We start from the raw sequence: 17503 nt of genomic DNA, 5'->3' as shown, positions 1-17503 counted from the left end.
CGACACGCCGGGCCACGAGCAATACACGCGGAACATGGTGACCGGTGCGTCGACGGCCGACCTGGCGATCATCCTGGTCGACGCCCGTCACGGCGTGCAGACGCAGACGCGCCGCCACAGCTTCCTGGTGTCGCTGATCGGTATCAAGCGCGTGGTGGTCGCGATCAACAAGATGGACCTGGTCGGCTATTCGGAAGCCACGTTCCGCCGCATCGTCGATGACTATCGCGAATTCGCGCGCCAGCTCGGGCTGGAAGACATCGTCGCGATTCCGATGTCGGCGCTCAAGGGCGACAACATCACGACCACCAGCGATGCCATGCCCTGGTATCACGGCTCGACGCTGATGGCGTATCTCGAAACGGTCGAGGTGGATCAGAAGCGGCGCCTGAAAAGCCCGTTCCGGCTGCCTGTGCAGTGGGTCAACCGGCCGAACCTCGATTTCCGCGGCTTCGCCGGCACGATTGCCGGCGGCAGCATCACGCCGGGTACGGCCATCCGGGTGCAGCCGTCGGGGCGCACCAGCACGGTCAAGCGCATCGTCACGGCCGACGGCGATCTGCCGCGCGCCATCGCGGGTCAGTCGATCACGCTGGTGCTGGAAGACGAAGTCGATATTTCGCGCGGCGATGTGATTTCGTCGCTCGAATCGCCGGCAGAAGTGGCCGATCAGTTCGAGGCGACCCTCGTCTGGATGCAGGACGAACCGCTGATGCCCGGTCGCGCCTACCTGATGAAGATCGGTGCGCGCACGGTCACCGTCACGGTCACCGACATCAAGCACAAGGTGAACGTCAATACCCTGGAACATCTCGCCGCGAAGCAGCTCGCGCTGAACGAGATCGCGGTGTGCAAGCTCAGCGTCGACCGGCCGATCGCGTTCGACCCGTACGAGCGGGTGCGCGAAACAGGCGGTTTCATCCTGATCGACCGCATCAGCAACGCCACCATCGGTGCCGGCATGCTGAGCTTTGCGCTGCGCCGCTCGCACAACATCCACATGCAGCACGTGGATGTGGACAAGACGTCGCGCGGTGCGATGAAAGGCCAACGCCCCTGCGTGCTGTGGTTCACCGGTCTGTCGGGGGCCGGCAAATCGACGCTGGCGAACCAGGTCGAAAAGCGCCTGCATGCGCTGGGCCGCCACACCTATCTGCTGGACGGCGACAACGTGAGACACGGCCTGAACAAGGACCTCGGTTTTACCGAAGCCGATCGCGTGGAAAACATCCGCCGTGTGGCCGAAGTATCGAAGCTGATGGTGGACGCCGGTCTGCTCGTGCTGACCGCCTTCATTTCACCGTTCCGGTCCGAGCGCCGCATGGCGCGGGGTCTGATGGAGGACGGCGAATTCATCGAAGTGTTCGTCGATACACCGATCGCCGTGGCCGAAGAGCGCGATCCGAAGGGGCTGTACAAAAAGGCGAGACGCGGCGAGATCAAGAATTTCACCGGCATCGATTCGCCCTACGAAGCGCCCGAGCATGCCGAAATCCGTGTGGATACGAGCCAGCAGGACATTCAGGCGACCGTGGACATCATCATGCAGCACCTGCGCGAGCGAGGGATCCTGGTCGGCGAAGGCGGCGCAGCTGGCGATGTTTGAGCTGCGTGATTTTCGGGCCTGGCACGCGGAAGGATCGCGCTGTTGTGGGAGCGATCCATTGATCGCGAACACGGACCTTGAATATCGGCAGGTGCGCGATCGACGCGCCGATTCGCGATCAATGGATCGCTCCTACCTGACGTCACGTGATTTCGGGCCTGGCGCGCGGATGGATCGCTCCTGCCTGACGTCACGTGATTTCGGGCCTGGCACGCGGGTGGGTCGCGCTGTTGTGGGAGCGATCCATTGATCGCGAACACGGACCTTGAATATCGGCAGGTGCGTGATCGACGCGCCGGTTCGCGATCAATGGATCGCTCCTACCTGACGTCACGTGATTTTCGGGCCTGCACGCGGGTGGGTCGCGCTGTTGTGGGAGCGATCCATTGATCGCGAACACGGACCTTGCACATCAGCAGGTGCGCGATCGACGCGCCGATTCGCGATCAATGGATCGCTCCTACGTGGCGTCACGCGATTTTCGGGTCTGGCGCGCGGATGGATCGTGCTGTTGTGGGAGCGATCCATTGATCGCGAACACGGACCTTGAACATCGGCAGGTGCCTGATCGACGCGCCGATTCGCGATCAATGGATCGCTCCTGCCTGATGTCACGTGATTTCGGGCCAGGCGCGCGGATGGATCGTGCTGTTGTGGGAGCGATCCATTGATCGCGAACACGGACCTTGCAAATCGGCAGGTGCGCGATCGACGCGCCGATTCGCGATCAATGGATCGCTCCTACGTGGCGTCACGTGATTCCACGGGTATGGCGGGATCTGGCACGACGTGCTGTTTGCGGCATCACGGATTGACGGGGCAGGGCGTGGGCTCTAGCATCCGGATATGCCAAAGGTATTCCACGCGTCGCGGCTTCGAACCGGCCGCGTTTCGATCTCGGGACAGGTCTATCACGTCACGACGGCGACGCATGGTCGCGAGCGAACCTTCGAATCGATGTACGCCGCCCGATCCGTGATTCGGAGCTTGATGTTCGCCGAACGCCGCGGCGACGGTCGGACGCTGGCATTTGTCTTGATGCCGGATCACCTTCACTGGATGGTCGAGTTGGGCGACGGGCTGTCGATTTCGCGAGTGGTCCAGCAGATGAAGCTGTTCAGTGCGCGCGAGATCGGGTACCGGGTCTGGCAGCGCGGGTTTCATGATCACGCGCTGCGCGCCGACGAAGACATTGCACAAGTTGCCCGCTACCTCATCGCCAACCCTTTGCGGGCGGGGCTGGTGCAACGCGTGGCGGATTATCCGCATTGGGATGCGGTGTGGGTCTGACAGGGGGGCGCGTCGTTGTGCGATCCAACCGTCGTGACCTATCGACGCGCCGATTCGCGATCAATGGATCGCTCCTACCTGACGTCACGTGATTTCGGGCCCGGCGCGCGGATGGGTCGCGCTGTTGTAGGAGCGATCCATTGATCGCGAACACGGACCTGACGTCACGTGATTTCGGGTCTGGCGCGCGGATGGATCGCGCTGTTGTAGGAGCGATCCATTGCTCGCGAACACGGACCTTGCACATCGGCAGGTGCGTGATCGAGGCGCCGGTTCTGCGATCTGTGCTGTGCCCGATGGCTGTGATTCAAGATCCGCTTGCCGCGCGGGCGATGTCGGTCTGCGAGAAGTCGTTGCCCTTGAAAAGGAGCGGCAGGCCACGGGTTTTTGCGAGTGCGTAGCTGAAAACGTCGCCGAAGTTCAGTCCGGCGGGGTGGCCGCTGCCCTTGCCGTATGTGACGAAGGCGGCGTACGCCGCATCGGCCTCGGCAATGCCGGGCGCGACGAGTTCAAATACCGGTTGCCGCAGCAAATCATCAACGAGAATGACGGCGCGCTGACCGCGCCGTCCATGCACGACCATGCGTGCTTCAAGGACTGCAGCCGTGCTGACGAGTGCTTTGGCCGACTGCCCGATGATCTGGACGAATTCGGCGCGCTCCGGTTCGGCAAAGGCGATGGCAACGATGGCCGATGTGTCGACGACGATCACCTGGGCAGTCCGTGAGCGTCCCAGTCGAGCGGATCGTAGGCATCCGGACGGTCGGGTATGCGGTCGAGTTGCGCCAGCAATGCAGCGATGCGTCCGGCTGGGTCGGATGTGGCGACCGTCTCGCGGATGAGCCCGTCAAGTGCACGCTCGACCACTGCGGTCTTGGACAGGCCGGTCGCCTTCGCAAGCTGCTCGACCTTCCTGATTACACTCGGGTTCGCGATTTGAAGCGGCATGATGGAGCCTCGAATGTTGATATCAACATGATCAATATAGATAGACAGCGCCCGCTCTGCAACGATTCATCTGGTCCGCACAAACTTCCCGCTTTGTCGGAGGCTGGCAGTCGCTGGTTTTTGTGGGAGCAGCCCACGGCTGGCCCTGCAAGGCCGGGCCGGTGCTGAGGGTGGCAAGCAATGCGCCGGTTCTGTAGGAGCGATCCATTGATCGCGAACACGGACCTTGCACACCGGCAGGTGCGTGATCGACGCGCCGGTTCGCGATCAATGGATCGCTCCTACCTGACGTCACGTGATTTCGGGCCTGGGACGCGGATGGACATTGATCGCGAACACGGACCTTGCACATCGCCACTCCCACAAAAACCTCGCGACTTGCTGAACCGGCTGGCCTTGCAGGTACACAAAAATGCGCGACCTGAGGTGTTTGTCACCTAATCCATTCGGGTTGTCATCGAACGCTCAATTCGGTGCGATATCCTGCACTGCAATATTGTGTGGAAACGACCATGACCTTACTTGTCACCGGCGGTGCCGGCTTCATCGGCAGCAACTTCGTGCTCGACTGGCTGGGCGGATCGGACGAGCCGGTCGTCAATCTCGATGCGCTGACCTATGCCGGCAACCGGCAGAACCTGGCGTCGCTCGACGGCGACCCGCGCCACATCTTCGTGCAGGGCGACATCTGCGACCGTGACCTGATCGACCGGCTGCTGTCGGCGCACCGCCCTCGTGCCCTCGTGCATTTCGCTGCCGAGTCGCATGTCGACCGCTCGATCCACGGCCCGGGTGCGTTCATGCAGACGAATGTCACCGGCACCTTCACGCTGCTCGAAGCGGCGCGCGGCTACTGGGGCGGGCTGGAGGGTGAGGAAAAGGCGGCGTTCCGCTTTCACCATGTCAGCACCGACGAGGTGTATGGCTCGCTCGGGCCGACCGACGCGCCCTTCACCGAAACCCATGCCTACGAACCGAACAGCCCGTATTCGGCGAGCAAGGCGGCGAGCGACCATCTGGTGCGCGCGTGGCACCACACCTACGGCCTGCCGGTGGTGACCACCAACTGCTCGAACAATTACGGCCCGTTCCACTTTCCGGAAAAGCTCATCCCGCTGATCATCGTCAATGCGCTGGCCGGCAAGCCGCTGCCGGTGTACGGCGACGGGCAGCAGGTGCGCGACTGGCTGTACGTGAAGGACCACTGCTCGGCGATCCGCGAAGTGCTGGCGCGCGGCCGGCTGGGCGAGACCTACAACATCGGCGGCTGGAACGAGAAGCCGAACATCGACATCGTGACCACCGTGTGCGCGCTGCTCGACGAGTTGCAGCCGGACGCGGCCGGCCCGTACGAGCGCCTGATCACGTACGTGAAGGACCGCCCGGGCCATGACCGCCGCTACGCCATCGACGCGCGCAAGATCGAGCGCGAACTGGGCTGGCGGCCGGCGGAAACCTTCGATACCGGCATCCGCAAGACAGTGCGCTGGTATCTCGACAACCAGCCCTGGGTGCAAAACGTACTGAGTGGCGGTTACCGCGACTGGGTCACGCAGCAGTACGGTGCGGGGCAGGGCACATGAAGATTCTGCTGTTCGGCAAGGGCGGACAGGTCGGCTGGGAATTGCAGCGTGCGCTGGCGCCGCTGGGCCACGTGATCGCGCTCGATTTCGACAGCACAGGCGAGCTGTCGGGCGACTTCAGCCAGCCGGACGCCATCGCCGCCACCGTGCGCAAGGTGGCGCCCGACCTGATCGTGAATGCCGCCGCGCATACCGCGGTGGACAAGGCCGAAAGCGAGCCGGAACTGGCGCGCATGCTCAACGCCACGACGCCCGGGCGCATCGCCGCCGAAGCAGCCGCACTGGGCGCGCACCTGATCCATTACTCGACCGATTACGTGTTCGATGGCACCGGCGATGCGCCGCGCGACGAAACCGCGCAGACCAACCCGCTCAGCGTGTATGGCCGCACCAAGCTCGAAGCCGAGCAACTCATTGCGGCGTCGGGTGCGAGCCATCTCATTCTGCGCACCAGTTGGGTGTATGCCGCGCGCGGCGGCAACTTCGCGAAGACCATGCTGAAGCTCGCGAAAGACCGCGACCGGCTGACGGTAATCAGTGACCAGATCGGTGCGCCGACCGGCGCCGAACTGCTGGCCGACATCACCGCGCACACCGCGCGCGCCCTGCGCCACAACCCGCAGCTCGCCGGCCTGTACCACTGCGTCGCCGCGGGCGAAACGTCGTGGCACGGCTACGCGATGCACGTGATCGAGAGCGCGCGGGCGGCGGGGCACGACATCAAGGTGGCCGCCGATGCGGTGCTGCCGATCCCCACGTCCGACTACCCGACACCGGCCGCGCGACCGCTCAATTCGCGCCTCGACACGCGCAAGCTGCACGACACGTTCGGGTTAGTTCTGCCGCACTGGCAGCAGGGTGTCGATCGCATGCTGGCCGAAATTCTCTGAGCAACCTCCGAACCGAATTCGGGAACACACCATGACACGCAAGGACATCGAATGACACGCAAAGGCATCGTGCTTGCCGGCGGCTCCGGCACCCGGCTGCATCCGGTCACCATCGCGGTATCGAAGCAGCTGATGCCGGTGTACGACAAGCCGATGATCTACTACCCGCTCAGCACGCTGATGCTGGCCGGCATTCGCGACGTGCTGATCATTTCGACGCCGCAGGACACGCCGCGCTTCGAGCAGCTGCTGGGCAACGGTTCGAACTGGGGCATGAACATCGAGTACGCGGTGCAGCCCAGTCCGGACGGTCTGGCACAGGCCTTCATCATCGGCGAAGACTTCGTCGGCGATGCGCCGTCGGCCCTGGTGCTGGGCGACAACCTTTTCTATGGACACGAGTTTGCCGACGACCTGAAGGCGGCCAGTGCGCGCACCACGGGTGCCACGGTGTTCGCCTATCGGGTGACCGACCCGGAGCGCTACGGCGTGGTCGAGTTCGATGCCAACGGGCGCGCCATCAGTCTGGAAGAAAAGCCCGCCAACCCGCGCAGCCGGTATGCGGTCACCGGGCTGTACTTCTACGACCAGCAGGTTGTGGAGATCGCGAAGGCGCTGAAGCCGTCGCCGCGCGGCGAGCTGGAAATCACCGATCTGAACCGCGTGTATCTCGAACGCGGTGCGCTCGACGTGCAGGTGATGGGCCGCGGCCACGCCTGGCTCGACACCGGCACGCATGACTCGCTGATCGATGCGGCGCAATTCATCCAGACGCTGGAAAAGCGTCAGGGCCTGAAGATTTCCTGCCCGGAAGAGATTGCCTGGCGGCAGGGCTGGATCGACGACGAACAGCTGCGGCGCATCGCCGCGCCGCTTGCCAAGAGCGGCTACGGCCAGTACCTGCTGCGCATCATCGAAGAGAGGGTGTTCTGATGAAGGTGGTCGAAACGGGTATCGCGGGCCTGCTGGTGCTCGAGCCCAAGGTGTTCGGCGACGCGCGTGGCTTCTTCATGGAAAGTTTCAATGCGCGTGCGTTCCGCGAGGCCACCGGGCTCGATGTGTCGTTCGTTCAGGACAACCACTCTCGCAGCGGCAAAGGCGTGCTGCGCGGCCTGCATTACCAGGTCAACCAGCCGCAGGGCAAGCTGGTGCGGGTGGCGCAGGGCGCGGTGTTCGATGTGGCCGTCGACCTGCGCCGCAGCTCGCCCACCTTCGGCAAGTGGTACGGCGTCGAACTCAGCGGCGAAAACCACCGCCAGTTCTGGGTGCCAGCCGGCTTCGCTCATGGCTTCTACGTGCTGAGCGAGTCGGCAGACTTCCTGTACAAGACCACCGACTACTACGCGCCCGAACACGAGCGCAGCCTCGCCTGGAACGACCCCACAGTTGGCGTCGAGTGGTCGCTGCAAGGCGCTCCCCTGCTGTCCCCCAAGGACATCGCCGGCAAGCCGCTTGCCGAGTGCGAGGTGTTCGCCGACCTCTGACGTACTGCGATTGCGGGCAGGGCCCACGCATTCGAAGGGCAACACCGTCGCGGTTTTCGTAGGAGCCGTCCCAAGGCCGGCCCTGCATGGCCGACCGGCTCTGCGGGAGGCGAGCCGTGCTCGCCGAAACCCCCGCGCCGCCCCTGCAGGCGATCCCGGCCTTCGAAATGCCGCGTCGCGTGATCGACGCACGGATCGCGGACACCGTCGCGGTTTTCGTAGGAGCCTGCCCCCGCAGGCGATCCGCAGCTCGAATACGCGGCCAGGCATGATCAACGCGCATATCGCGGACAGGGTCCGCTCCTACGAAGGGCAACACCGTCGCGGTTTTTCAGGAGCCTGCCGCGGCCGTCCCTGCGAGCCCGGCTTTTCCCATCGGTCTCGCACGTCAGGTGCTCTTATGTCATTAGGCTATTCCGGGTACCCCTCGGCTGCTAATATTGCGCTTTCATGACGGAGGGTTCAGCAATGAGGCAGCGACTCGGCGGCGGGAAATGTGGTGCGGAAGTCACTGCAGAGCGACCGCCACAACCGTCATGGACGTCTTCGGTCGATATGCTGAAGCGGCTGCTCGACCTTCCGCCTGATGCCATTTTCATGGGCTTCGGGCTTGAATGCCGTATCTCCCTCAGATACTTCTGCCGCTCCTCGAAGCAGCACTTGCGGGCCGATAATCACTGGCTGGATTCTCCCGAGACCGCCGTCACCTTCTCCAACTGGTCCGACGCCCAGGACGCGGAAGCCTCGTACCCCACTTCGCGGCTGGTGTTGATGTTCGATCTGGGCGACGAAATCCGCGTGTATCCGGCGCGGTAGGCGGCACCGGCGAGCCCTGCACGAATCGGTTGGCGAGCGGGTCGGCGAGCGGGTCGGCGAGCGCGCCCGCGCTACACTCGCCAGCCTGATGATCCAGGCCTGATTGATTCCCATGAAGTTTGACGTGATCGTGATCGGTGCCGGCGCGGCGGGCATGATGTGCGCCGCCACGGCCGGCGCGCGCGGACGCTCGGTGTTGCTGATCGACCATGCGGCGAAGCTGGCCGAGAAGATCCGCATTTCGGGCGGCGGGCGCTGCAATTTCACCAACCGCGATCTCACGCCTGCGAGCTTCCTGTCGCAGAACCCGCATTTCTGCCGCTCGGCGCTGTCGCGCTACACGCCGCAGCATTTCATCGCACTGGTGGAGCGCCACGGCATCGCGTACCACGAAAAAACGCTGGGCCAGTTGTTCTGCGACGACTCGTCGATGCAGATCATCCACATGCTCAAGGTTGAGTGCGACGCTGCCGGCGTGCGCTGGCAAATGCCGTCGGCAGTGACTGCGGTGGCGCGCACCGACGAGGGGTTTCGCGTCGACACCGACGGCGGTCCGCGCGAGTGCAGCTCGCTCGTGGTGGCGACTGGCGGGCTGACGGTGCCGAAGATCGGTGCCACGCCCTTCGGTTACCGGCTGGCCGAACAGTTCGGGCTGGCGGTGGTGCCGCCGAAGCCTGCGCTGGTGCCGCTGGCGCTCGACCCGGCGTGGCTGGCGCGCTTCGGCGAGCTGTCGGGCGCATCCTTCGATTCGGTGGCGTCGTGCCACGGTCCGGCGTTCCGCGAACAGACCTTGCTCACGCATCGCGGCCTGTCGGGCCCGGCGATTCTGCAGGCGTCGAGTTACTGGCAGCAGGCAGGCGCGCGCGAGCCGGTGGTCATCGATCTGCTGCCCGAAGTGCATGACGCCGAAGCCTGGCTGCACGGCGCCCGCGCCGGCCGACAGACGCTGGCAGCCTTGCTGGCCGATCATCTGCCGAAGCGTTTCGCGCAGCAGTGGGTGGATGTCGAAGGCGCCGGCAGCTGGAACGCCGCGCTGGTAGAGCTGCCGCGTGCGGCGCTGGGCGACATCGCGCGCCGCCTGAAGGGCTGGCCGATACAGCCCGCCGGCACATTGGGCTACAACAAGGCGGAAGTAACACTGGGTGGTGTGGATACGCGCGGGCTCGACCAGAAAACCATGGCTGCCCGTTTAGTACCCGGGCTGTTTTTCATCGGCGAGGTGGTGGATGTGACCGGCTGGCTCGGTGGCTACAACTTCCAGTGGGCCTGGTCGTCCGGATGGTGCGCAGGGCAGGCCGCCTGAGCCGTCGATGCGCGTCGTCCGCGCCGCTTCCGGCAACGCCTGAATGAAGCTGATCGAACGCCGGCGTGGATAGCCCTTACGCAGTGCCCCGTATCGCGCCGGATTTCGATCACGCGGGTGCGCGAGCGCTCAAATCCGCCGGAAAATTTCGAGGTGCTGCGGGGGTAGCGTGTCGGACTTGGACTACAGGGTGTTTGCGAAACGTGCCACATTGACGCGAGCGCAGTGCGAGTCGCTTCGGCGATGGGTGGGTCCGCGATATGCGTTGAGGAAAATGCTTTACTGGCGGGTGTTTAAGGACGAATTCAAGTTCATTGGCATGGTCAAGCGATGGGCTCTCGATCGGTATTCATGTGGCCGCAGCGCGCATTCAACATCATGCCGTGATGGATATCGCCCCGCGGCAGCGATCGTTACTGCAATAACCGTTGAAATAGCATTTGCGTCGCCTCGTTAAATCCCGTATAAGCACACCTGTAGGTGATTTCAAGCATGAACGTGTTGTGCGTCGGTTCTCGATTTTCAAGTCAGTACTCCGCTTGCCATATTCCCCTTGAGGTTTCCCTGCACTATGGTCATTGCACATCGTGGTGGCCTGTTTAAATCTGTATTCAAAGGAATTGAAAATGGCAACTGGTACTGTTAAGTGGTTCAACGACGCCAAGGGTTTTGGTTTTATTTCGCCGGACGACGGTGGTGAAGACCTGTTCGCGCACTTCTCCGCCATTCAAGGCAACGGCTTCAAGTCGCTCCAGGAAAACCAGAAGGTTTCCTTCGAAGTGACCCGCGGCCCGAAGGGTCTGCAAGCCTCGGAAATCAAGCCGCTCTGATTTTTCAGATGGCGTGAAGCCGCCGCAAGGCGGTCTCCGATAAGAAAAGCGCACTGCAAAGTGCGCTTTTTTTTCGTCTGACGATTGGTGCCGACGAAAACCGTGACGGTGTTGCCCGTCGTAGGAGCGGACCCTGTCCGCGATGCGCACGTTGAGCAAGCGATGTCGCGTGTCCGAAGACCGGATCGCCTGCAGGGCAGGCTCCTACGAACGACAGTACTGCCGTTCGTAGGAGCGGGCCCTGCCCGCGATCGGCACGTCGATGATGCAATGTCACGTCTGCATCGGGCCGGCAGCGGCGCGGCCGTCTCTGCCGGTTACCATCGCTCATCCGCCGCTCACCCGCCTCCCGATGCGCCCGCTGCTGCTGCTTGCCGACCTGATCGACCGCCTGAACGAAGCTTGCGGCCGGGTGCTGCCCTGGGCAGTGCTGGCGGCAGTGCTCCTCGCCGTGGGCAACGCGCTGGCGCGCAAGTTCGACTCCGGGTCCAACGCGCTGCTCGAAGCGCAGTGGTATCTGGTGTCGGCGGTATTCCTGCTCGGCGCCGGCCGCGTGCTCAAGCTCGACGAACATGTGCGCATCGACCTCATCACATCCCGGCTCGGCCCGCGCGGCAGGCTGTGGGCCGATATCGCCGGCCTGCTGACCATGGTGCTTCCGGTGGCACTGCTGATGCTGTGGCTGTCCTGGCCCTGGTTCGTCGCCTCCTGGACCAGCCACGAAGTGTCGGCCAGCGCCGGCGGCCTGCCGCTGTGGCCGGCGCGCCTGCTGGTGCCGGTGGGCTTCGCGCTGCTCGCCGCCCAGGCCGTCGCGCTGCTGATCCGCCGTATCGCCGCATTGTCGGAGCCTTCCGAATGACCGCCTGGCTGGCCGCCAACCTCGCGCCGGTCATGTTCGCGGCGATGGTGCTGTTCCTGCTGTCCGGCGTACCGGTGGCGTTCGCGCTGGCCGCCTGCGGCATCGTATTCGGGTTGATCGGCATCGAACTCGGGCTGCTGTCGGCCTCGCTGGTGCAGGCCATGCCCGACCGCGTGTGGGGCGTCATGAGCAACGACACCCTGCTCGCCATCCCCTTCTTCACCTTCATGGGCCTGGTGCTGGAACGCTCCGGCATGGCCGAAGACCTGCTCGACACGGTCGGCCGGCTGTTCGGCACGCTGCGCGGCGGGCTCGCGGTGGCGGTGGTGCTGGTCGGCGCGCTGCTCGCCGCAACGACCGGCGTGGTCGCCGCGTCGGTCATTTCGATGGGCCTCATATCTCTGCCCATCATGCTGCGCGCGGGGTACGACGCGCGGCTGGCCAGCGGCGTCATCTGCGCCTCGGGCACGCTGGCGCAGATCATTCCGCCATCGCTCGTCCTCATCGTGCTGGCCGACCAGCTCGGCCGCCCGGTCGGCGACATGTACCGCGGCGCGCTGCTGCCCGGACTGGTGCTGACCGGCCTGTACCTGATCTACGTGCTGGCCGTCGCCTGGCTGCGTCCGCACAAGGCGCCCGCGCTGCCCGAAGCCGATGACCACGACGCGGCCGAACGACGCGGCGTGTGGGCGTTGTTCGCCGTGGCGGTGCTGGCCGGCATCGCCGCCAGCCAGTTACCGGCGCTGCAGGCGCACACCGCCGACGCGCGCGCGCTGTTCGCGGTCACCGCAGGCGGCAGCGTCGCCTGGCTGATCGCCGTGGCCGACCGCCTGCTGCGTCTGAACCTGCTGCCCGACCTCGCGCGCCGGGTCGCCTTCGTGCTGATGCCGCCGCTGGCGCTCATTTTCCTCGTGCTCGGCACCATCTACCTGGGCCTCGCGACACCGACCGAAGGCGGCGCGATGGGCGCCACCGGCGCGCTGCTGATGGCCGCCGCACGCCGGCGCCTGAACCGCGACCTGCTGCAGCAGGCGCTCGACCGCACGGTGCGCCTCACCACCTTCGTGCTGTTCATCCTGATCGGTTCGCGCGTCTTTTCACTCACCTTCTACGGCATCGACGGCCACCTGTGGGTCGAACACCTGCTGCTCGGCCTGCCCGGCGGCGAAACCGGCTTCCTGATCGTCGTCATGGCACTGGTGTTCGTGCTCGCCTTCTTCCTCGATTTCTTCGAACTGGCCTTCATCGTCGTGCCGCTGCTCGCCCCGGTGGCCGACAAGCTGGGCATCGATCTGGTGTGGTTCGGCGTGCTGCTGGCGGTGAACATGCAGACCTCATTCATGCACCCGCCGTTCGGCTTCGCGCTGTTCTACCTGCGCTCGGTCGCCCCGAAAACCCTGCCGACACGTGACATCTACTGGGGTGCGGTGCCCTTCGTCGGCATCCAGATCGTCATGGTCGCGCTGGTGCTGGCCGTGCCGCAGCTGGTCACGGCCAATCTGGGGTCGGCGCAGCGCGCGGCCGGCGATTCGGTGACGACCGACGCCGACTACCGGCGCAGTTCGAGCGCGCCCCGCTTGCCCGCCGGCCATCCCGACGCCGCACTGGAGGCGGCGATCGAGAAGGCGGAGGCTATGGTTGAACCGGCGGACGAGGACGTTGACGAATGAAGCGGAGACAATCTCTGCCCCGCTCAGCGTTGCTGAATCAGCGCCACAGTTCAGGCTGATCCAGTTCCGGCGCCATGCGCAACAGGGCTTTCTGGCCCTGCTGCGCGCGTGCAGCCCAGCCTTGGCCGCGACCAAGGGCGTCACGCCACGCTGCATTGAAGACATCAGCCATGCCTTGGCTCTGGAAGTACTCGATCAAGCCGGCGGCCTGCAGCACATCCTTCTTCGCCTTGGTCTGCTCAGCGACCGGGCGCTCGCCGTGCACGATCAACTTGTGCACGGCGAATCGTTCAGGGGCCGGCACGTTGACCACGCACGCGCCGGCACGCGCAAACAAGCAGCATTGCACCGGCGCTTCGAGCGAAAACTCCATGAATTTCAGCGGTTCGAGCGCCACATTCAGGTTCGGCACCAGCACAGGCTCACCGGTGCGCGTCATGCTCGTCAGAAAATCAAGACGGAGTTCAAGATCGTCCGGGTTTCGATATTGCGCCCCGACCTTGCCATTGAGCTGGGTGATCGGCAGGAAGCCCATTTCCAGTGATTCGAGCGCGCCATGCACATCGATCTGGATATTGGCCGGCAAGGCGATCGACACGTTGGGGCCCGCATGGGCGAAATCCACGTCGAGCGTGGCTGCGCCATCCGCCCAGCGCACGCCCAGCATGTTTCCCAGGGCGATGAAGGCATGTGTGCCGATGAGCACGCCGCCCGCCCTGAAAAACCCGTACTCGGCCAGGCGACGCACCACCCGGAAGTGCTTCGGCGCTGCGGGTGTCGCGCCCGCCGCCAGCGCAACCAGAGCCGGCCTCGTCAACAGCCCGGCCGCCCGGGCACGTTCGTGCGATTCAACCAGCGAGCGGACCCGCTCGGAGTCCGGGCCGACATAAATCATCCGGCCCTGCTTGTCGATATCGCGATAACCGAAATACCAATAGACGCGGCCCTTGATCGTGCGCCGGTGAAACGCGCCGGACAGCCCCGCCAGGGCGTTTCCCATCTCCAGTGTCTGAGTCTGGGAGAACAGTTCAGCGTAAGCGGTCTGGGCGGCGAGTGACAGTTCGACGTAGCGCATCGGCGGAAGTTACTATACAGGTACATTTTTGTATAGTAACCATATTGGTATTCACTGCAGACGTAACAGGTGTGGTGGTCTGACTTAAGCGAGCGGGCCTCCGCAAAATCCGGGGCGGTTCATTCACGTCACTGGCGAGACCTAGGCTGGAAGTACCCGAGTTTCTTCAAGGCATCAAAATGCCGACGCCTGAAGAACAGAGCCCCAAGCAGCAGGCACATCAGATAACCCACCAGCCCCACCGATCTGACGAACTCGTCGGATTCCTCCTGTGTTCCCAAAACAAACTCGAGCGCGAACAGAGCCAGAGCAAACGCAGACGCAAGAACCGCGTACAGCAACAATCCAAGAAGCAGCGGAAGAGGACGAGGCAGGCGAGCCACATGGCGAAGAAGCGAGGCATAGACTTCTAGTACCGCCATCAGGGCAACAGCCCAAGAAGCGAAGTAAGCCAGCAACAGAATCCAGATCATTGGGCCGATCCTATCGACTGCAACTACAAAGACCTGCGCCTGCAAGCTCACCGCCCCCAACCGCTATACCTTCGGCAGCAGCCCCAAGTGTCTGTGCTGGTAAGCGACTCACCGATTGACTACCGATAGCTCTGCCGATTTCAGACAGCCGAATCTGAGGACCATAGCGGCTAATCGCATGATTCAGAGGTCCACCTAGAGTTCCGCCCGCGGCAGCCCCTGCAACAGCAGTGAAGTCGTAGTTGCAAAGATCACTCAAGTTCCTTCCGCCAACAAGGTTGACCGCTCCTTGACCCGCGAGGCTCGCCGCAGCGGCGCCAGCAGCCGCGCCGGCCCAGTGAGATGACCACGGATTGAAGAAGCCCACAAGAGCGCCCGCCCCTACGCCGTACAGGGCTCCTTGCCACCCACCTGAGATGTATCCACCGACACCACCAGCAATCGCGCCGTACCCCGCACCAACAAGACCGACCTCTCCTGTCGGGTCGATGTAGCGGGTGGGATTCCCTCCCACATACGCATATGTATTTCCCCCCCCCGCCAGCCCAATCGGGTCACTCGACAAATACCTCCCCAGCCTCGGCACATAGTACCGATGCCAGTTGTAGTGCAGCCCCGACTCCTCATCGTAGTACTGCCCCGGGAATCTCAGATTGACCGTCGTGGGCTGGCCGTCGCCATCCGGGTCTTCGTTGGCCGGTGCGGTGCCGTAGCCGTCGGACTCCCAGCGCCACACGATGGTGCCGACGTCCCGCCACGCCTGCCGGGGCGTGCCCAAGTGATCGAGTTCGAGGTAGAGCGCCCGGATTTCGTAGGTGCCGCCGCCCAGCGGAATGTGTTCGGCGATGGCGAGCAGGGTGTCGTCAGCCCAGATATCGCTGCGCAGTGGCGCACCGGTACCTTGTTGTTTCCGCCATCAGCCGGTCGCGGTCGTCGTAGTGGTAGCGGATCGTCTGTACGCCCTGTGGTGGTGGTGCGGTCGTCACCTTTCTCGTGCGCCGGTGCTTGTGGTCGTAGTGGTACGTCGCTCGGAGTTGTCCGCCGCGGCTCACCGTCTTGAGCCGCCCGGCGTCATCCCACGTGTAAGTGTTCACGCCGTCGTTCGTGATCTGGCCCGCCGCGTCGATGCTGACCGCTGTGCCGTTGATTGTCGCGATGCGGTTGCTGTCTTCGGCATAGGTAGCGGTGGTCGGGCTGCCCGGTACGGTGGCCCCGTCGGTGGCGCGGTTGCCGTTGCGGTCATAGGCGTGCTCTCGGTTGCCAGTGTAGCCCTGCTCGATCTTGAGTCGCTGCACTTCATCGTACTGATAGGTGCGCACCCCGCGTGGGGTGGTGAGCGTTTCGAGGTCACCGCGTTCGTCGTACTGGTAGGTGTCGGCGTACGTAACCGTGCACGCGGCGCCAAAGGCGAGCGCGATGAGCCGGCGGCCTAGGACTGCGTTCAGGGTCTTCACGCGGCACCCGGTCACTTGTTGGTCAGGGTGCCGGGGGCGTCGGCTGCACCGTTGGCGGAGATGAATTCGCATGGAAACGATGCTACGCCACCGCATATACCATTTGGTTAGTCGCGTAGATCATTTCGCATCTTGCCAGTTGCCAAGGCAAACAAACCGACTGCCCCGACAACAGCTCCAGAAATGACTGAGGCGAAGACCAGGAAGCGAAACTCAGGCAGACCGGCAAAGACCATTAGTGCAGCCAGGATGGATACGCCCAATAACGCCATGCCGGTAATGAATACCTTCTTTGCTGAAACCACAACGCGCCCCCCCTGATTAGTCGTTACAAATAAGGGTAAGCCTGCACTGCGCAATTCCTGCCCCCACCGATTCCCCTGCGGGTGATGCCGTCATACCGATACCGCCACGTGAGAACGAGAGGCTACCGTCCGATGATGCTTGCACATTCCCCTCACCACCTAGTCCCGCGCCGCCGTACCAATAAACGCCCTTGGTGTCGTATGAACCGCTGCACAACTCCCCGCCGCCGACACCAACAACGATTGGTGCGAGGGTTCCACTTAGCGGGAAATTGACGCCAGCGCCCCCACATACGTTGCTGTAGAAGCATACGTGGCCCTTTGTATCGAAAGCTACGCCAGAGTCGGCGCTGCTAAATACCATCCCGAACGCGCCTGCGCCCCCCGCACCTAAGGACACGTTGGCAACAGGCCCGGATGGCAGGTTGCTATAGCCGGGTGTCGTCGCCCTCGGGTTGTTCCCCATCAACCCCAACGGGTCGATGAAACGCAACGGATTCCCTTCGACATAGCTGTACGTGTTGATGCCCCCCGCCAGCCCAATCGGATCACTCGACAAATACCTCCCCAGCCTCGGCACATAGTACCGATGCCAGTTGTAATGCAGCCCCGACTCTTCATCGTAGTACTGCCCCGGGAATCTCAGATTGACCGTCGTGGGCTGGCCGTTGCCGTCCGGGTCTTCGTTGGCGGCTGAGGTGCCGTAGCCGTCCGACTCCCAGCGCCACACGATGGTGCCGACTCGCTCCCGCGCCTGCCTTGGCGTGCCCAGCTGATCGAGCTCAAAGTACAGGATCCGGGCGATGTCGTAGCCCGTGCTCGTGGCGTTCGGGGCGTACTCGACCTGTGAGATCAGGTTCTCGTCCGCCCACGCGTAACTTCTGATCGGCACGCCGGTGTCACTTGTCTCCGCCATC

18 protein-coding genes are annotated in these 17503 nt (G+C 63.8%); 11 read left to right on the top strand and 7 right to left on the bottom strand.

Annotated elements, in window-relative coordinates:
- Positions 1–1606 (top strand): adenylyl-sulfate kinase (cysC, locus tag Q8Q80_RS00635; RefSeq protein WP_305631076.1); only part of this gene is annotated, 1606 nt, incomplete at its 5' end.
- Between the two features lie 846 nt (positions 1607–2452).
- Positions 2453–2896 (top strand): transposase, encoded by a 444-nt coding sequence (locus tag Q8Q80_RS00630; RefSeq protein WP_305631075.1) that lies wholly within the window; start codon positions 2453–2455, stop codon positions 2894–2896.
- Between the two features lie 307 nt (positions 2897–3203).
- Here Q8Q80_RS00630 and Q8Q80_RS00625 read toward each other — a convergent pair whose 3' ends face one another.
- Positions 3204–3608 (bottom strand): type II toxin-antitoxin system VapC family toxin, encoded by a 405-nt coding sequence (locus tag Q8Q80_RS00625; RefSeq protein WP_305614275.1) that lies wholly within the window; start codon positions 3606–3608, stop codon positions 3204–3206.
- The gene (locus tag Q8Q80_RS00620; RefSeq protein WP_305631074.1) at positions 3605–3844 is read right to left on the bottom strand and encodes a type II toxin-antitoxin system VapB family antitoxin; all 240 of its coding nucleotides are present in this window, start codon (positions 3842–3844) and stop codon (positions 3605–3607) included. Before Q8Q80_RS00620 ends, Q8Q80_RS00625 begins: the two co-directional genes overlap by 4 nt.
- A 512-nt stretch (positions 3845–4356) precedes the next feature.
- Here Q8Q80_RS00620 and rfbB point away from each other — a divergent pair.
- The 9 genes from rfbB to Q8Q80_RS00575 all read left to right on the top strand — a co-directional run bounded on the left by rfbB (position 4357) and on the right by Q8Q80_RS00575 (position 13279).
- Entirely contained in the window at positions 4357–5427 is a 1071-nt protein-coding gene (gene rfbB / locus Q8Q80_RS00615; protein ID WP_305631073.1) for a dTDP-glucose 4,6-dehydratase, read from the top strand.
- Positions 5424–6317 (top strand): dTDP-4-dehydrorhamnose reductase, encoded by an 894-nt coding sequence (gene rfbD, locus Q8Q80_RS00610; protein ID WP_305631072.1) that lies wholly within the window; start codon positions 5424–5426, stop codon positions 6315–6317. Before rfbB ends, rfbD begins: the two co-directional genes overlap by 4 nt.
- 51 nt (positions 6318–6368) lie before the next feature.
- Positions 6369–7250, top strand: a complete 882-nt coding sequence (rfbA, locus tag Q8Q80_RS00605; RefSeq protein WP_305631071.1) for a glucose-1-phosphate thymidylyltransferase RfbA — start codon at positions 6369–6371, stop codon at positions 7248–7250.
- Positions 7250–7801 (top strand): dTDP-4-dehydrorhamnose 3,5-epimerase, encoded by a 552-nt coding sequence (rfbC, locus tag Q8Q80_RS00600; protein ID WP_305631070.1) that lies wholly within the window; start codon positions 7250–7252, stop codon positions 7799–7801. Before rfbA ends, rfbC begins: the two co-directional genes overlap by 1 nt.
- A 468-nt stretch (positions 7802–8269) precedes the next feature.
- Entirely contained in the window at positions 8270–8617 is a 348-nt protein-coding gene (locus Q8Q80_RS00595) for a hypothetical protein (RefSeq protein ID WP_305631069.1), read from the top strand.
- Between the two features lie 112 nt (positions 8618–8729).
- Positions 8730–9920 (top strand): NAD(P)/FAD-dependent oxidoreductase, encoded by a 1191-nt coding sequence (locus tag Q8Q80_RS00590; RefSeq protein WP_305631068.1) that lies wholly within the window; start codon positions 8730–8732, stop codon positions 9918–9920.
- Positions 9921–10546: 626 nt separating this feature from the next.
- Positions 10547–10750, top strand: coding sequence for a cold-shock protein (locus Q8Q80_RS00585; protein ID WP_019917894.1), 204 nt, complete (start codon positions 10547–10549; stop codon positions 10748–10750).
- A gap of 352 nt (positions 10751–11102) precedes the next feature.
- A complete protein-coding gene (locus Q8Q80_RS00580) occupies positions 11103–11609 on the top strand; it encodes a TRAP transporter small permease subunit (protein WP_305631067.1) in 507 nt (168 codons plus the stop codon).
- On the top strand, positions 11606–13279 hold the full coding sequence (locus tag Q8Q80_RS00575; protein ID WP_305631066.1) for a TRAP transporter large permease subunit: 1674 nt from the start codon (positions 11606–11608) through the stop codon (positions 13277–13279). Before Q8Q80_RS00580 ends, Q8Q80_RS00575 begins: the two co-directional genes overlap by 4 nt.
- Positions 13280–13316: 37 nt before the next feature.
- Here the strand turns inward: Q8Q80_RS00575 and Q8Q80_RS00570 are convergent, their stop codons facing one another.
- From Q8Q80_RS00570 to Q8Q80_RS00555, 5 genes are all read right to left on the bottom strand, one after another.
- Entirely contained in the window at positions 13317–14354 is a 1038-nt protein-coding gene (locus tag Q8Q80_RS00570; protein WP_305631065.1) for a nucleotidyltransferase domain-containing protein, read from the bottom strand.
- A 128-nt stretch (positions 14355–14482) separates the two neighbouring features.
- Entirely contained in the window at positions 14483–14827 is a 345-nt protein-coding gene (locus Q8Q80_RS00565; RefSeq protein WP_305631064.1) for a hypothetical protein, read from the bottom strand.
- A gap of 10 nt (positions 14828–14837) precedes the next feature.
- Positions 14838–15563 (bottom strand): RHS repeat-associated core domain-containing protein, encoded by a 726-nt coding sequence (locus Q8Q80_RS19770; RefSeq protein ID WP_371132659.1) that lies wholly within the window; start codon positions 15561–15563, stop codon positions 14838–14840.
- A 127-nt stretch (positions 15564–15690) separates the two neighbouring features.
- Entirely contained in the window at positions 15691–16281 is a 591-nt protein-coding gene (locus Q8Q80_RS00560) for a hypothetical protein (RefSeq protein ID WP_305631063.1), read from the bottom strand.
- A 321-nt stretch (positions 16282–16602) separates the two neighbouring features.
- A partial coding sequence (locus tag Q8Q80_RS00555) for an RHS repeat-associated core domain-containing protein (protein WP_305631062.1) occupies positions 16603–17503 on the bottom strand: 901 nt, incomplete at its 5' end.

This window comes from Methyloversatilis sp. (assembly GCF_030698125.1).
Classification (GTDB): domain Bacteria; phylum Pseudomonadota; class Gammaproteobacteria; order Burkholderiales; family Rhodocyclaceae; genus Methyloversatilis.
This window is presented reverse-complemented; position numbering and strand designations above follow the sequence as displayed.

What these genes read in the sequence shown, in the direction of transcription:
- Q8Q80_RS00630 (WP_305631075.1), top strand. Translation starts at nt 2,453, where the DNA reads ATGCCAAAGGTATTCCACGCGTCGCGGCTTCGAACCGGCCGCGTTTCG.
- Q8Q80_RS00620 (WP_305631074.1), bottom strand. Translation starts at nt 3,844, where the DNA reads ATGCCGCTTCAAATCGCGAACCCGAGTGTAATCAGGAAGGTCGAGCAG.
- rfbB (WP_305631073.1), top strand. Translation starts at nt 4,357, where the DNA reads ATGACCTTACTTGTCACCGGCGGTGCCGGCTTCATCGGCAGCAACTTC.
- rfbD (WP_305631072.1), top strand. Translation starts at nt 5,424, where the DNA reads ATGAAGATTCTGCTGTTCGGCAAGGGCGGACAGGTCGGCTGGGAATTG.
- rfbA (WP_305631071.1), top strand. Translation starts at nt 6,369, where the DNA reads ATGACACGCAAAGGCATCGTGCTTGCCGGCGGCTCCGGCACCCGGCTG.
- rfbC (WP_305631070.1), top strand. Translation starts at nt 7,250, where the DNA reads ATGAAGGTGGTCGAAACGGGTATCGCGGGCCTGCTGGTGCTCGAGCCC.
- Q8Q80_RS00595 (WP_305631069.1), top strand. Translation starts at nt 8,270, where the DNA reads ATGAGGCAGCGACTCGGCGGCGGGAAATGTGGTGCGGAAGTCACTGCA.
- Q8Q80_RS00590 (WP_305631068.1), top strand. Translation starts at nt 8,730, where the DNA reads ATGAAGTTTGACGTGATCGTGATCGGTGCCGGCGCGGCGGGCATGATG.
- Q8Q80_RS00585 (WP_019917894.1), top strand. Translation starts at nt 10,547, where the DNA reads ATGGCAACTGGTACTGTTAAGTGGTTCAACGACGCCAAGGGTTTTGGT.
- Q8Q80_RS00580 (WP_305631067.1), top strand. Translation starts at nt 11,103, where the DNA reads ATGCGCCCGCTGCTGCTGCTTGCCGACCTGATCGACCGCCTGAACGAA.
- Q8Q80_RS00575 (WP_305631066.1), top strand. Translation starts at nt 11,606, where the DNA reads ATGACCGCCTGGCTGGCCGCCAACCTCGCGCCGGTCATGTTCGCGGCG.
- Q8Q80_RS00570 (WP_305631065.1), bottom strand. Translation starts at nt 14,354, where the DNA reads ATGCGCTACGTCGAACTGTCACTCGCCGCCCAGACCGCTTACGCTGAA.
- Q8Q80_RS00565 (WP_305631064.1), bottom strand. Translation starts at nt 14,827, where the DNA reads ATGATCTGGATTCTGTTGCTGGCTTACTTCGCTTCTTGGGCTGTTGCC.